Origin of the sequence: Rhodococcus sp. PBTS 1 (assembly GCF_001620025.1) — a bacterium.
Taxonomy (GTDB): Bacteria; Actinomycetota; Actinomycetes; order Mycobacteriales; family Mycobacteriaceae; genus Rhodococcoides; species Rhodococcoides kroppenstedtii.
Window position 1 is genome coordinate 1,461,143 of the sequence record NZ_CP015219.1, and the last position, 14,451, is coordinate 1,475,593.

The 14,451-nt window shown below is 69.9% G+C and carries 14 protein-coding genes; 11 read left to right on the forward strand and 3 right to left on the reverse strand.

All coding sequences use genetic code 11. From position 1 onward, the window contains the following. Positions 1–53: 53 nt before the first annotated feature. The 3 genes from A3Q40_RS06600 to A3Q40_RS06610 all read left to right on the forward strand — a co-directional run bounded on the left by A3Q40_RS06600 (position 54) and on the right by A3Q40_RS06610 (position 5,257). Positions 54–2,522, forward strand: a complete 2,469-nt coding sequence (locus tag A3Q40_RS06600) for a [protein-PII] uridylyltransferase (protein ID WP_068100624.1) — start codon at positions 54–56, stop codon at positions 2,520–2,522. A gap of 79 nt (positions 2,523–2,601) precedes the next feature. After that, complete coding sequence (gene ffh / locus A3Q40_RS06605; RefSeq protein ID WP_068100625.1) at positions 2,602–4,155, forward strand: signal recognition particle protein; 1,554 nt, start codon at positions 2,602–2,604, stop codon at positions 4,153–4,155. Positions 4,156–4,168: 13 nt separating this feature from the next. After that, positions 4,169–5,257 carry an amidohydrolase family protein gene (locus tag A3Q40_RS06610; RefSeq protein ID WP_082834094.1) on the forward strand — a complete coding sequence of 363 codons (1,089 nt, stop codon included), beginning with the start codon at positions 4,169–4,171 and terminating at the stop codon, positions 5,255–5,257. Positions 5,258–5,368: 111 nt separating this feature from the next. Here the strand turns inward: A3Q40_RS06610 and A3Q40_RS06615 are convergent, their stop codons facing one another. Further along, entirely contained in the window at positions 5,369–6,052 is a 684-nt protein-coding gene (locus A3Q40_RS06615; protein WP_157889523.1) for a response regulator, read from the reverse strand. Between the two features lie 30 nt (positions 6,053–6,082). Continuing rightward, positions 6,083–7,720, reverse strand: coding sequence for a sensor histidine kinase (locus A3Q40_RS06620; protein ID WP_068100626.1), 1,638 nt, complete (start codon positions 7,718–7,720; stop codon positions 6,083–6,085). 107 nt (positions 7,721–7,827) lie between these two features. Between A3Q40_RS06620 and A3Q40_RS06625 the strand changes: the two genes are divergently transcribed. From A3Q40_RS06625 to trmD, 8 genes are all read left to right on the forward strand, one after another. Then, positions 7,828–8,796 (forward strand): Bug family tripartite tricarboxylate transporter substrate binding protein, encoded by a 969-nt coding sequence (locus A3Q40_RS06625; RefSeq protein WP_068100628.1) that lies wholly within the window; start codon positions 7,828–7,830, stop codon positions 8,794–8,796. 8 nt (positions 8,797–8,804) lie between these two features. Continuing rightward, a complete protein-coding gene (locus A3Q40_RS06630; RefSeq protein ID WP_068105467.1) occupies positions 8,805–9,329 on the forward strand; it encodes a tripartite tricarboxylate transporter TctB family protein in 525 nt (174 codons plus the stop codon). Further along, a complete protein-coding gene (locus tag A3Q40_RS06635; protein WP_068100631.1) occupies positions 9,329–10,855 on the forward strand; it encodes a tripartite tricarboxylate transporter permease in 1,527 nt (508 codons plus the stop codon). The genes A3Q40_RS06630 and A3Q40_RS06635 overlap by 1 nt, the downstream gene beginning before the upstream one ends. Then, complete coding sequence (locus tag A3Q40_RS06640; RefSeq protein WP_068100633.1) at positions 10,852–11,241, forward strand: universal stress protein; 390 nt, start codon at positions 10,852–10,854, stop codon at positions 11,239–11,241. The genes A3Q40_RS06635 and A3Q40_RS06640 overlap by 4 nt, the downstream gene beginning before the upstream one ends. Positions 11,242–11,444: 203 nt before the next feature. Next, positions 11,445–11,903 (forward strand): 30S ribosomal protein S16, encoded by a 459-nt coding sequence (gene rpsP / locus A3Q40_RS06645; protein WP_068100635.1) that lies wholly within the window; start codon positions 11,445–11,447, stop codon positions 11,901–11,903. After that, positions 11,900–12,142 carry an RNA-binding protein gene (locus A3Q40_RS06650; RefSeq protein ID WP_068100637.1) on the forward strand — a complete coding sequence of 81 codons (243 nt, stop codon included), beginning with the start codon at positions 11,900–11,902 and terminating at the stop codon, positions 12,140–12,142. The genes rpsP and A3Q40_RS06650 overlap by 4 nt, the downstream gene beginning before the upstream one ends. Positions 12,143–12,152: 10 nt before the next feature. Further along, positions 12,153–12,695, forward strand: coding sequence for a ribosome maturation factor RimM (gene rimM, locus A3Q40_RS06655; protein ID WP_068100639.1), 543 nt, complete (start codon positions 12,153–12,155; stop codon positions 12,693–12,695). A gap of 38 nt (positions 12,696–12,733) precedes the next feature. Next, on the forward strand, positions 12,734–13,414 hold the full coding sequence (gene trmD, locus A3Q40_RS06660; RefSeq protein ID WP_068105469.1) for a tRNA (guanosine(37)-N1)-methyltransferase TrmD: 681 nt from the start codon (positions 12,734–12,736) through the stop codon (positions 13,412–13,414). Here trmD and A3Q40_RS06665 read toward each other — a convergent pair. After that, positions 13,411–14,382, reverse strand: a complete 972-nt coding sequence (locus A3Q40_RS06665) for a hypothetical protein (protein WP_068100641.1) — start codon at positions 14,380–14,382, stop codon at positions 13,411–13,413. The two genes, trmD and A3Q40_RS06665, sit on opposite strands and share 4 nt — an antisense overlap. Between the last annotated feature and the right edge of the window lie 69 nt (positions 14,383–14,451).

Genomic DNA, 14,451 nt, shown 5'->3' on the forward strand with positions numbered 1-14,451 from the left:
GGCCGGTCCCGTCGGAGCGTCAGCGATATCCGCCGGACCCGAGAGGACACGAGATGGCTACGGAACGAGCAAGCGGCACGACCGCCGGTGCGACCGATCTGGTGCGGGCGCGGGCCAAGCTCCTGGAGGGCCGCGGGCGCGCCCGACTGGCCGCCCCGGCGCTGCGCGAGGCGTTGACGGACCTCTTCGAATTGTGGCTCACCACCACCGCTTCGGAGGTGGGCATCACCCCGGACAGCGGGTTCGCGGTGCTCGCGGTGGGGGGACTCGCCCGGCGGGAGATGTTGCCGTTCTCCGACCTCGACCTGGTGCTCCTGCACGACGACATGGAACCGGCCCTGGTTTCGGACGTCGCGGACAAGCTCTGGTATCCCCTGTGGGACGCCCACATCGGGCTCGACCACAGTGTGCGGACCACCGGTCAGGCGCTGGACGTGGCGGCGTCCGATCTCACCGCGGCGCTCGGTCTGCTGGACGCGCGACACATCGTCGGCGACAAGGAACTCAGCGCCGCCGTCGTCTCGGGCATCGTTCGCCAGTGGCGCAGCGGAATACGTGACCGGTTCCCCGAGCTGTCGGAGGCGACCCGCGCCCGGTGGAACCGCAGCGGCGACATCGCCCATCGCGCCGAGCCCGACCTCAAGAGCGGTCGCGGTGGCCTGCGCGATGTCCAACTGCTCGACGCCCTCTCGCTCGCCCAGGTGACCGACGCGATGCCCGGACTGGGTCCCGACTCTCCGAGTGGCGGTGTGCAGGAAGCACATCGGCGGATTCTCGACGTGCGCACCGAACTCCACCGGGTCGCCGGGCGGGGCCGCGATCATCTGCGCGCCCAGGACGCCGACGAGATCGCGGCCGCCCTGCGGCTCGGTGATCGCTTCGATCTGGCCCGGGTGCTCACCGATTCGGCGCGCACCATCGGCTACTCCGTCGACGTGGGTCTGCGGACGGCGGCCAATGCGCTTCCGCGCCGGGGACTCTCGCGACTGCGCCTGGTGCCGGTGCGGCGACCGCTCGACGAGGGTGTCGTGGAACATGCCGGAGAGGTGGTCCTCGCCCGCGACGCCCGGCCGACCAAGGACCCGGGTCTGATCATGCGGGTCGCAGCGGCGGCCGCGGTGACGGGACTGCCGATGTCCGCCTCGACCCTGCGCCGACTCTCCGACAGCGCACCGGAACTCCGGGAACCGTGGCCGAAAGAAGCGCTGGACGATCTGCTGGTCGTCCTCGGGTCCGGTCGTCGCGCCGTCGCGGTGATCGAGGCCCTCGACCGCACCGGACTGTGGGGCCGCCTGATGCCGGAATGGGGTGCGGTGCGCGATCTTCCGCCCCGCGACGCCGTGCACACCTGGACCGTCGATCGGCATCTGGTGGAGACCGCCGCTGTCGCCTCGGGTCTGACCACCCGGGTCGCACGGCCGGATCTGCTGGTGCTCGGGGCATTGCTGCACGACATCGGCAAGGGCCGCGGCGGCGACCACAGCGTGGTGGGGGCGGACATCGCCGCGCAGATCGGTCGGCGTCTCGGACTGTGGCCGTCGGACCTCGCGGTCGTGGTGGCGATGGTGCGTCATCATCTGTTGCTGCCGGACACCGCGACGCGGCGCGACCTGGACGATCCCGCCACCGTGGAACGCGTCGTCGACACCCTCGGCGGCGATGCCCGGTTGCTGGAGTTGCTCCACGCCCTCGCCGAAGCCGACTCGATCGCGACCGGTCCCGGCGTCTGGGGCGAGTGGAAGGCGTCGCTCATCGGGGATCTCGTGCACCGATGCCGACTGGTCGTGGCGGGGGAGACCCTGCCCGAGCCCGATCCGGTGGACCCGGCGTTGCTGGCACGCGCCGACGAGGGCGTCGTGGTCGATCTGACGCCGACCGACGCGCCGCACACGTTCGACGTGACGGTCGTGGCGCCGGACCGTCGCGGACTGCTGTCCAACGCGGCCGGGGTGCTCGCGCTGGCGTCGCTGCGGGTGCTGTCCGCCTCGGTGACGAGCGCGCGGGGTCATGCGGTGAACCGATTCGTCGTCAGCCCGGCCTTCGGTGGCCCGCCGGAACCGGGGCTGCTCCGTCAGGAGTTGATCCGCTCGCTCGACGGCGACCTGCCCCTGCTCGAGCGTCTCGAGGCCAAGGAGGCGGAGGCTCGATCGGCGTCGACACCGGGGTTGCTGCCCGACCCGGCGGACTCCATGCGCGCGGTCGGGGGTCTTCCCCTGCACGCCCAGGCGCCGCCGCGCATCCTGTGGTTCGACGGGGAGGACCCCGCGCAGGCGGTGGTCGAGGTCCGCGCGGAGGACCGTCCCGGCCTGCTGTGCCGATTGGCCGCGGTGTTCGAGACGCACGGCACGGACGTCCTGTGGGCCAAGGTGGCCACGCGAGGCACGTCGGTGATCGACGCCTTCGGGATCGATCTGTCCGGGGGAGGCGAGCCCACCTCGGTTCTGCGCGGCGAGATCGAACGCAGCCTGCTCGCGGTGGTTCCCGCCCCCGCTCCGCCCGCCGAGGACGACGAGCGGCCCTAGCACCTGGTCGCCACGGTCGTCGGCTGCGACCGTTAGGCTGGGTGAGCACGTCGTCCGCGGAAATTCAGGAGCGTCATCGGTGTTCGAATCACTGTCCGACAGATTGACCGGGAGCCTCAAGGATCTGCGAGGCAAGGGTCGGCTGTCGGCGTCCGACATCGACGCGGTGTGCCGTGAGATCCGGTTGGCGCTGCTCGACGCCGACGTCGCCCTGCCCGTGGTCCGCGCGTTCATCGCCCGGATCAAGGAGCGTGCGAAGGGTGCGGAGGTCTCCGCCGCGCTCAACCCTGCCCAGCAGGTGGTCAAGATCGTCAACGACGAGCTGGTCGGCATTCTGGGCGGCGAGACCCGGCGACTGACGTTCGCGAAGAACCCGCCGACGGTGATCATGCTGGCCGGCCTGCAGGGTTCCGGTAAGACCACCCTGGCGGGCAAGCTCGCGCGGTGGTTGAAGACGCAGAACCACACCCCGCTGCTCGTGGCGTGCGACCTCCAGCGCCCCGGGGCGGTCTCGCAGCTGCAGATCGTCGGAGAGCGGGCCGGTGCGGCGGTGTTCGCTCCGCATCCGGGCACCTCGATCGGCGGCGGTGAGAACGCGCTCGGCGTGTCCGCGGCCGACCCGGTGGAGGTCGCCCGCGCCGGTGTCGCCGAGGCCCGCGCCAAGCAGCACGACGTCGTCATCATCGACACCGCGGGCCGCCTGGGCATCGATGCGGAACTGATGGGCCAGGCCGCGGGCATCCGCGACGCGACCGCGCCGGACGAGGTGCTGTTCGTCCTCGACGCGATGATCGGTCAGGACGCCGTCAGCACCGCCGAGGCGTTCCAGGACGGAGTCGGGTTCACCGGTGTCGTGCTGACCAAGCTCGACGGCGACGCCCGCGGCGGCGCGGCCCTGTCCGTCCGCGAGGTCACGGGCCGACCGATCATGTTCGCCTCCACCGGCGAGAAGCTCGAGGACTTCGACGTCTTCCATCCGGACCGAATGGCCAGTCGCATCCTCGGGATGGGCGACCTCCTCAGTCTCATCGAGCAGGCCGAGACGGTCTTCGACGCGAAGCAGGCCGAGGACACCGCGGCGAAGATCGGTTCGGGTCAACTGACCCTCGAGGACTTCCTCGAGCAGATGATGGCGATCCGCAAGATGGGCCCGATCGGCAACCTGCTCGGCATGCTCCCCGGCGCGGGCCAGATGAAGGACGCACTGGCGTCCGTCGACGACAAGCAACTCGACCGTGTTCAGGCCATCATTCGCGGCATGACCCCGGCCGAGCGCGCGGATCCCAAGATCATCAACGCGTCTCGACGTCTGCGCATCGCGAACGGTTCCGGCGTCAAGGTGTCCGACGTCAATCAGCTGGTCGATCGTTTCTTCGAGGCCCGCAAGATGATGGCGTCGATGGCGGGCCGCATGGGCATGCCGGGGGCGCGCAAGCAGGTCCAGCGGTCCAAGAAGGGGAAGAAGGGCAAGAAGGGTGGTCGCGGGCCCACGCCGCCGAAGGTGCGGGGTGGGTTCCCCGGTGGCCTGCCCGCCGGGATGCCCGACCTGTCCTCGATGCCCAAGGGGCTCGACCAGTTGCCGCCGGGGCTCGAAGGTTTCGATCTCTCCCAGCTGAAGCTGCCGAAGAAGTAGACGGCGCGTGCGGATCGGTCCGAACCTCCACCTGCGCGGCGTCCTGCTGGGCGGGGACGGCGAATCGACCGACCCGGTGGACGTGTGGGTGCGGGACGGACTGATCTCTCTGGATCCGGTTCCCGGTGCCGTCACGATCGCCGACGGTGGATGGATCCTGCCCGGACTGGTCGACGCGCACTGCCACGTCGGCATCCGGTACGGCGGCGGACACGAGGACGAGGCGGGCACGATCGCGCAGGCCACCCGCGAGCGCGAGGTGGGTGCGCTGCTCCTGCGTGACGCCGGGTCGCCCGTGGACACCCGCGCACTCGACGATCACGACGACCTGCCGCGGATCATCCGGGCCGGTCGGCACATCGCGAGGCCGAAGCGCTACATCCCCGGTCTTCCCGTCGATCTCGAGGACGAGTCGCAGTTGCCGGAGGCGGTGGCGCAGCAGGCGCGGTTCGGGGACGGGTGGGTCAAGCTCGTGGGCGACTGGATCGACCGCGGGGTCGGGGATCTCGCCCCCTTGTGGAGTGACGACGTCCTGCGTGACGCGATCGACGCGGCACACCGCGAGGGCGCGCGCGTGACCGCGCACGTCTTCGGCGAGGACGCCCTGCCGGGATTGATCGCCGCGGGAATCGACTGCATCGAGCACGGCACCGGGCTGACCGACGACACCGTCGAGATGATGGTCGAGCACGGCACGGCACTGGTGCCCACATTGATCAACATCGAGACGTTCCCGTCCATCGCCGACAGTGCGGGCAAGTACCCGGTCTACGCGAAGCACATGCGGGACCTGCACGCCCGGGTGGCCGACACCGTGGGACGCGCGCACGACGCGGGCGTGCCGATCTACGCCGGAACCGACGCGGGGGGCGGCATCGAACACGGTCGGGTGGCGGACGAGGTGGCCGCGCTCGTCGGGGTCGGGATGACGCCGACGGAGGCGCTCGGCGCCGCGAGCTGGGCTGCGCGGCGGTGGCTGGGTCACGCCGGCATCGACCACGGCGCGCCCGCGGATCTCGTGTTCCACACCGAGGATCCGCGGCTCGGTCCCGAGGTCCTGTCGGCGCCGGACGTGGTGGTCCTCCGCGGTCGCGTGTGGTGATCGCCGGTGGCGGGCGTGTCACCGGCCGGAGCGATAGCTGTCTCGATTGCTATCGGCCGGAGCGATAGCTGTCTCGATTGCTATCGGCCGGAGCGATAGCTGTCTCGATTGCTATCGGCCCGAGCGATAGCGGCGCTCGGGCCGCCCCGCCCGGCCGTACTGCAGGCGCACCGAGACGGCGCCGGTGGCCAGATAGTGCTCGAGGTACCGCCGCGCGCTGACCCGTGAGATACCCACGGCCTCGGCGCATTCGGAGGCCGACAGTTCCGCCCCGGTGGCGACGGCGTCCAGCACCAACCGCCCCGTCTCCGCCGACAGCCCCTTCGGTAGTGGAAGCGGTCGCGCCTCCGGGCGAGCGTCGGCCGCCGAACTGCCGCCGAAGAGCGAATCGACCAGGTCCTGGTCCGCCGCACCGGATTCCAGGGCCTCGGTGCGCGCCCGGAAGGACTCCAACTTGTCGCGGAGCTGGGGGTACTCGAACGGCTTGATGAGGTAGTCCGCCGCCCCGCCGCTCAGAGCGTCGGCCACCGTGTCGAGTTCGCGGGCGGCCGTGATCATGATGACGCCCACCGGGTTCTTCTCGGCCCGCAGACGCCGGAGGACGTCGAGACCGGACGTGTCGGGCAGATGGACGTCGAGCAGGATGAGGTCCGGACCCAGTTCCGCCACGGCGGTGAGCGCCGCCGCGGCGGTGTGGGCGACTCCGACGGCGGTGAATCCGTCGGTGTGGTCGACGAATCGACGATGGATGTCGGCGACCATGAAGTCGTCGTCGACCACGAGAACGGTCGGCACGGTGGGTCCTCTCTGCTCGAAGAAGGGGGATCAGCCGAGCGGGATACGGACGCGGAAGCGCGCGCCACCGGCGTCGGAGTCGTCGACGACGGCGGTGCCGCCGTGTTGCACGCTGACCAGTCGGACCAGGGCGAGTCCGATGCCCCGTCCACCGGGAGTATCCGGCTTGGACGTCACTCCCCGCGAGAACACCACGTCTCGCATGTCCTCCGGCACACCGGGTCCGGAGTCGGTGACCTCCACCAGCAGGTCGGGCTCGTCCTGCAGCCGCACCACGATGCGCTCCGCGCCGGAGTCGCGGGAGACGTCCAGCGCGTTGTCGACCAGGTTCCCGACGACGGTGATGACGTCCGTGGACAGGGTGGGATCCAACGCGCGCAGATGCGACGCGGGATCGAGATCGAGTCGCACCCCGACCTCGGCCGCCAGCGACGTCTTGGCGATCAGCAGGGCGGCCACGGCCGGGTCGTGGACGTGCGCGGTGATGGACTCGCTGATCTCGGCGCGGCGGCGGGTGAGCGTGCCCACCAGCGCCGTCACCTCGTCGTAGCTGCCGAGCTGGGCCAGTCCGGAGATGGTGTGCAGTTGATTGGCGAACTCGTGGGTCTGGGCCCGCAGGGTGTCGGTGACCGATTTGTGGGACGTCAGCTGGCTCTGCATCGACGCGAGCTCGGTGCTGTCGCGCATGGTGGTGACCGTACCGATGCTCCGGCCGCGTCGCTCGGACCCCGACGCGGCGTCGCCCCGCATGGTCGCGCTGCGGCGGTTCACCGCGAGAACGCGGGTGGCCGTGGTGATCACGAGGTCCTCGACCTCGCCCTGCGCCAGCAGCACCTCCGTGAGGCCGGGGTCGATGCCGACCTCGTCCACCGGGCGGCCGACGACACCCGGCTCGACGCCGAGCAGGGCCACGGCGCTGTCGTTGATCATGGTGATCCGACCGTCGGTGTCGACGGCGATCACCCCTTCGCGGATGCTGTGCAGCAACGCTTCTCGGTGATCGGCCAGGGTCGCGATCTCGGCCGTCTCGAGGCCCAGGGTGTGGCGGCGGACGCGCCGGGAGAGCAGGACGGAGCCGACGGCACCGAGTCCGGCCCCGATGCCGAGGTAGATCAGGAGTCGAGCGCCCGAGCCGGACAACAACATCCACGTCGACGGGTAGTTCTCGGACACCGTGACCACGGCGAGGACGCGCCCGTCGGTGTCGAGAACCGGGACGTGGCCGGCGATCGACCGTCGGCCGTCGACGGTGACGTCGCCGTACCACCCGCGCCCGCGCACCGCGTCGCTGTCACCGAGATCGGCCCGGCCCCGCACGCGCGTCGGGTCGGTGGAGGCGAGGACCCGGCCGTCGGGGGCGACGATCTCGGCGATCGTCGCCCCCGACAGTGAGGCGGCGCGGTCGACGTCGGGTGCCAGGACCTGCTCAACCAGGGGGGCGTCGAGCTGCTCGCGAACGATCGGTGTCGAGGCGAGGGATTCGGCCACGGACAGCATCCGGCCGCCTCGGAGGTCGCGGAACTCCCGCGTGGACTGATGCACCGACACGGCGGCGACGGCGCCGAGCACGACCGCGACGACGGCCAACTGCAGGACCAGCACCTGGCCGGCGAGGGTGCGGCGTCGTCGGACCCGATGCCGGACGACGCTGCGGGATGGCGACCACAAAGAACACTACTTTCGTTGCTACCGAATGCGTGACCTGTGTCACGCGGCATCTCATGATTGCTCTCGATCACAGTCTGACATGCAGTAACGAGACGAATCGAGGATCGATGCCGAGAAGGCTGATCGCCGCCCTGGCGCTGCTGCTCCTGGTGGCGTCGTGCGGGGTGACCCGCGGCGACGAGGGAGAGGGGCTGCACCGTCTGCGCATGATGGTGCCCAACAGCCCCGGCGGCGGGTACGACCTGACCGCGCGCACCGCGGTGAAGATCATGGAGGACGAGGACATCACCGGCCGCGTCGAGGTGTTCAACGTCATCGGTGCCGGCGGCACCGTCGCCATGGCGCGCCTGATGAACGAGGCCGGCAACGAGGACCTCATGATGATGATGGGCCTCGGTGTCGTGGGCGCCGTCTACACCAACGGGTCCGCGGCCCGCGTGTCCGATGCGACACCGCTGGCGAAGATGATCGAGGAGCAGGAAGGCATCCTCGTGCCGGCCGACTCGCCGTTCCGCACCGTCGGCGATCTGGTCGCCGCGTGGACCGCGAATCCCGGATCGATCACCGTCGGCGGCGGTTCGTCGCCCGGCGGGCCCGATCACCTCTTCCCCATGGAGGTCGCGCAGACGGTGGGAATCGATCCCACGACCGTCAACTACATCTCCTACGACGGTGGCGGCGATCTGCTGACGGCGTTGCTGGGCAACAAGATCGCCGCCGGTACCTCCGGCCTGGGCGAGTACGTCGACCAGATCGAGTCCGGCCAGGTCCGCGTGCTCGCCGTGTCCGGCTCCGAGCGGGTGCCCGGTGTCGACGCGCCGACGCTGCGCGAGGCGGGCATCGATCTCGAATTCACCAACTGGCGCGGCATTCTCGCGCCTCCCGGCCTGTCGGACGAGGTGCGCGCCGAGATGATCGAGGCCCTCACCACGCTCCACGGGACGGACGCATGGAAGGAAGCACTCGTGACCAACGGATGGACCGACGCGTTCGAGACCGGAGACGCGTTCGAGACGTTCCTGCAGGAGCAGGACGCTCGGGTCGAGTCGACCCTGACCGAGCTGGGGCTCGTGTGACCGCCACGGTGAACCGGCCACCCGAGCCCGGTGACACGTCCGCACGACGGCCCCGCGATCTCGCCCAGTTCGGCGTCTGCGCCGTCCTCGTGGTGGTGGGGGTGTTCCTCCTCGTCGACGCGATGAACCTGACGGCGGAGTTCGCCAAGGTCGACCCGGTGGGGCCGAAGCTGTTCCCGATCGTCATCGGCACCGGTCTGCTGCTCTGCGCCGTGGCCCTCGCGATCGCCACCCTGCGAGGCTCGCAGGTGGAACCGGAGAGCGGCGAGGACGTCGACGTCTCGTCGCCGGCCGACTGGAAGACCGTCGGACTGCTCGTCGGGCTCTTCGTGGCCACCATCGCTCTGGTCGACGTGCTCGGCTGGGTGATCATGGGTGCACTGCTGTTCGGCGGTGCCGCAACGATTCTCGGCAATCGTCATTGGGTCCGGAACCTCGTGATCGGCCTCGTGCTCTCGCTGGTGAGCTTCTACGCGTTCTACGTCGGACTCGGAATCCCGCTGTCCGCAGGCATTCTGGACGGGATTCTCTGATGGACAATCTCACCTGGCTCCTGGAGGGCCTGTCGCAGGCGGCGACGCCGATGAACCTGCTCTACGCCTGCATCGGCGTGTTGCTCGGCACCGCCGTGGGCGTGCTGCCCGGCATCGGGCCGGCCATGACCGTGGCGCTGCTGCTGCCCATCACCTACAACGTCAGTCCCAGTGCGGCATTCATCATGTTCGCCGGCATCTACTACGGCGGCATGTACGGCGGGTCGACCACCTCGATTCTGTTGAACACCCCCGGTGAATCGTCGTCGGTCATCACCGCCCTCGAGGGCAACAAGATGGCCAAGGCCGGACGGGCCGCGCAGGCGCTGGCGACCGCGGCCATCGGATCCTTCGTCGCCGGCACCATCGGCACGCTGCTGCTGGTGCTCTTCGCTCCGATCGTCTCGCGGTTCGCCGTGACCCTCGGTGCGCCGTCGTACCTGGCGATCATGTTGCTGGCGCTGGTGGCGGTCACGGCCGTTCTCGGCTCGTCGAAGCTGCGCGGGTGCATCTCCCTGCTGCTGGGTCTGTCGATCGGCCTCGTCGGTATCGACTTCCTCACCGGTCAGCCCCGTGCGACGTTCGGCATCCCACTGCTGTCCGACGGCATCGACATCGTCGTCATCGCGGTCGCCGTCTTCGCGCTCGGCGAAGCCCTGTGGGTCGCAGCGCATCTGCGTCGCAAGCCCGCCGAGGTCATCCCGGTCGGGCGTCCCTGGATGGGCAAGGGCGACTGGAAGCGGTCCTGGAAGCCGTGGCTACGCGGCACCGCGTTCGGCTTCCCGTTCGGGGCGCTGCCGGCCGGTGGCGCCGAGCTGCCCACGTTCCTGTCGTACATCACCGAGAAGAAGCTGACCAAGCACCCGGAGCAGTTCGGCAAGGGCGCCATCGAGGGTGTGGCCGGCCCGGAGGCCGCGAACAACGCGTCCGCGGCGGGCACGCTGGTGCCGATGCTGTCGCTGGGTCTGCCCACCAACGCCACCGCGGCCGTCATGCTGACCGCGTTCGTGTCCTACGGCATCCAGCCCGGACCCACGCTCTTCGACAAGGAACCGCTGCTGGTCTGGACGCTCATCGCGAGCTTGTTCATCGGCAACTTCCTGCTGCTCGCGCTGAACCTGCCACTCGCGCCGCTCTGGGCGAAGCTGCTGCGCACGCCGCGGCCCTACCTGTACGCCGGCATCCTGTTCTTCGCGGTTCTCGGGGCCTACGCGGTCAACTTGCAGTGGCTCGACCTCGCCCTGCTGCTCGTCTTCGGGCTCCTGGGTCTGATGATGCGGCGCTTCGGTCTGCCGGTCCTGCCACTCATCATCGGCGTCATCCTCGGCCCGCGCATCGAGCGTCAGCTGCGCCAGACGCTGCAGCTCAACGAGGGCAACTGGAGCGGCATCTTCACCGAGCCGATCGCGGTGGCCGTGTACGTCGTCATCGCCGTCCTGCTGGTCGCGCCGTTCCTCGGCCGCCTCGTCGGCCGCCGCGCCGCCGCCGCCGTTCCGGAGCCCACCCGAGAGAAGGAGAACGCATGATCGTCGTCGGCTACACCCCGGATCGCTACGGGGCCGCCGCACTCGACCACGGCATCGCCGAGGCCCGCGTCCGGGGCACCGGGGTGCGCGTGGTGAACGCGACGCGCGGCGACGCGCTGGTGGACACCAAGTTCGCCGGCGACGGCGACGTCGACGCGCTGGAATCGACCCTGGCGGAGTCGGGAATCGACCACGAGATCGAGAGCGACGTCTCCGTCGACCCCGTGGACGCGCTGCTCGGCGCGATGGACCGCGACGACGCGGAGTTGCTGGTGATCGGGATCCGGCACCGCTCGCCGGTGGGGAAGTTGCTCATGGGCAGCACGGCCCAGCGGTTGCTGCTGCAGTGCGACAAGCCGGTGCTGGCGGTGAAGCCGGGGGAGTAGGCCGGTCGGAGGCACTGATTTCACGGGCGGGCAGTGGTCTGGCAGAATGGACCGCTGTCCGCCCGTCTCCGGTTACGCACCGCGCGGCGGTCACGACACCCCTTCATCGCAAAACCGGGTGCACGCGCCGTGTGCATCGCTGAATTGCGCCGTGACCAACTCAGGTCGCCCCGGCGACCGCATCGAAAGAGGCTCTGTTCTCCATGGCAGTCAAGATCAAGCTCACCCGTCTCGGCAAGATCCGCAACCCGCAGTACCGCATCGTCGTCGCCGACGCGCGTACCCGTCGCGGTGGTCGCGCGATCGAGACGATCGGCAAGTACCACCCGAAGGAAGAGCCCTCCCTGATCGAGGTCGACACCGAGCGCGCGCAGTACTGGCTGGGCGTCGGTGCGCAGCCCACCGAGCCGGTCGAGGCCATCCTCAAGATCACCGGTGACTGGCAGAAGTTCAAGGGCCTGCCGGGCGCCGAGGGCACTCTCAAGGTGAAGGAGCAGGGCCCGTCCAAGCTGGACCTGTTCAACGCCGCCCTCGCCGCGGCCGACAACGAGCCGGTCGCCGAGGCCACCACGCCGAAGAAGAAGAAGGCCGCCAAGGCCGACGACACCGAGGCCGGCTCGGCCGAGGCCGCCGACGCGACCGACGAGTCCGCCGACAAGTGAGCGCGATGGTCGCCGACGCCGTCGAACATCTCGTTCGCGGCATCGTCTCCAACCCCGACGACGTCCGGGTCGAGATGATCACCGGTCGTCGCGGTCGGACCGTCGAGGTGCACGTCCATCCGGACGATCTCGGCAAGGTCATCGGCCGCGGCGGTCGGACCGCCACGGCCATCCGCACCCTGGTCACCGGAATCGGTGGGCGCGGCATTCGTGTCGACGTCATCGACACCGATCGCTGAGTCCCCGTCCGTGGAGCTCGTGATCGGCCGGGTGGCCAAGTCGCACGGCGTCCGCGGCGAGGTGGTCGTGGAAGTACGAACGGACGAGCCCGACGAGCGATTCGCGCCGGGCACCGTCCTCCGTGGTCGCGCTCGCGGTGCCGCAGCCACGACAGATTTCACGGTGGAAGCCGCCCGGGAACATTCCGGGCGGCTTCTGCTGCGTCTGTCCGAGGTCTCCGATCGGGCGTCGGCGGATGCGCTGCGCGGCACGCTGTTCGTGGTCGACACCGCGGAACTGCCGGAGTCGTCGGACCCCGACGAGTTCTACGACCACGAACTCGAGGGCATGACCGTGCGCTACGCGGAGGGTCACGCCCGTGCCGGCGAGGAGATCGGGACCGTCCGCGAGGTGTTGCACTCCGCCGCAGGCGAATTGCTGTCGGTGCGCCCCGTCGGCACCGACCGCGGCGAGGTGCTGATCCCGTTCGTCGCGGTGATGGTGCCGCGGGTGTCGCGCGAGGAGCGCGTGATCGAGGTGGATCCGCCGGACGGCTTGATGAGCGAGCCGTGACCGACCCTGCACTGCGGCTCGACGACGTCACCGCCGCGCTGCGGCTGGACGTGGTCACCATCTTCCCCGAGTACCTCGAGCCCATGCGAACGGCATTGCTGGGAAAGGCGATCGAGCGCGGTCTGGTGTCGCTGGGCGTGCACGATCTGCGGGACTGGACGCACGACGTCCACAAGGCCGTCGACGACTCGCCCTACGGCGGGGGTCCCGGCATGGTCATGAAGCCGACGGTGTGGGGCGACGCCCTGGACGCCGTCTCGGCGAATTCGGAGGACCCGATCCTCGTGGTGCCGACGCCCGCCGGGGTGCCGTTCACCCAGCGCACCGCCGAGCGGTGGTCCCGCGAGCGGCATCTGATCTTCGCCTGTGGACGGTACGAGGGCATCGACCAACGGGTGTTCGACGACGCTGCCCGGCGCATGCGGGTCGAGGAGGTCAGCATCGGCGACTACGTCCTCATCGGGGGTGAGGCCGCGGTGCTGGTGATGACGGAAGCGGTGACCCGCCTGATTCCCGGCGTCCTGGGCAATCAGCAGTCGCACGAACAGGATTCGTTCTCCGACGGGCTCCTCGAAGGGCCCGGGTACACGCGGCCCGCGGTGTGGCGAGATCTGGAGGTCCCGCCGGTGCTGTTGTCGGGCAACCATGCTCGAATCGACGAGTGGCGCCGGGAGCAGTCGCTCGCGCGCACCCGTGAGCGTCGACCCGACCTGCTCTAGTCGATCACGCCGTCGGGAAACAGAATCCGCAGAGCGCCGGTCACGGTGATGCGGGCGTGCTTGGCCCCGTCGTCGTCGACGACGTCGGTGTCGGTGGTGTCGTCCCGACCGCCGGATGCGCCGTACCAGGGCTCCTCTCGGGACAGCACGGCCAGGACGAATCGCTCGTCCGGACCGACGAACCCGGTGCTCAGGTGGATCCACCGGCCGTCCACGCAACACATCCACCCCTGCTTGACGCCGCGCGTCGACTCTCCGGACAACGCTCGGGGGATGCCGAACGTCTGCGGGTAGCCGTCGGTTCCGAGCGGGGTGTAGCGCTCGAGATCGGTGAGGATCGTCTCGCGGTCGGCGGGGGAGAGGCCGCCGCGTCCGTCGAGCAGGGCGTCGTAGTACGAGACCAGGTCGCGGGCGGTGGTGCGGGTGTTCCACCAGATGCCGTCGTCGGATGGGGTGGTCGACCCCAGCCCGTATCGCGCGGCGACGCGGCCGACCAGGTCGCTGCCCCCGGCGAAATTCCACAGAACTTGCGCCGCGTCGTCGTCCGAGGACGACAGCATCGGGGCGATCCGTTCACGGACGTCGTCCGGTAGGTCGATCTCGCCGCGGGAGGCGCGTATCAGCAGGTCGTCGGCGACGAACAGTTTGACCACCGACGCCGTCTCGACGGGATCGTCGTCACCGATCCCGCGATAGGTGTCGGTCTGCCGATCGAGATACCCGATGGACACGACGGCCCCACGCTTTGCCGCGCCGTCCACGGCCTGTTGCAGTCGGCTCTGCGGATCGGGTGCCGGTGTCATGTCCGGGGCGGGAAAGGGTTCCGCGGCCGGCGCGTCGGTCACCACGACGGCGTCCGAGGGCGTGCCGCACGCCACCGCCAGGGCCGCGATCGGTACGAGGGCCCACCGCGCGATCGGGTGAGCGAAGAACTGCCGGCCGAGGCCGTGCGTCGACGCCGATGTCACCGAATTCTCGTATTCTCGAACTTTCCACACCGCACGTGCGGTGCTGTGGACGACGATACCGGGCGCGGT

Bases quoted from the DNA above. Each gene is read 5' to 3' on its own strand.
- A3Q40_RS06600 (WP_068100624.1), top strand. From the start codon at position 54: ATGGCTACGGAACGAGCAAGCGGCACGACCGCCGGTGCGACCGATCTG.
- A3Q40_RS06625 (WP_068100628.1), top strand. From the start codon at position 7,828: ATGCCGAGAAGGCTGATCGCCGCCCTGGCGCTGCTGCTCCTGGTGGCG.
- A3Q40_RS06635 (WP_068100631.1), top strand. From the start codon at position 9,329: ATGGACAATCTCACCTGGCTCCTGGAGGGCCTGTCGCAGGCGGCGACG.
- A3Q40_RS06640 (WP_068100633.1), top strand. From the start codon at position 10,852: ATGATCGTCGTCGGCTACACCCCGGATCGCTACGGGGCCGCCGCACTC.
- rpsP (WP_068100635.1), top strand. From the start codon at position 11,445: ATGGCAGTCAAGATCAAGCTCACCCGTCTCGGCAAGATCCGCAACCCG.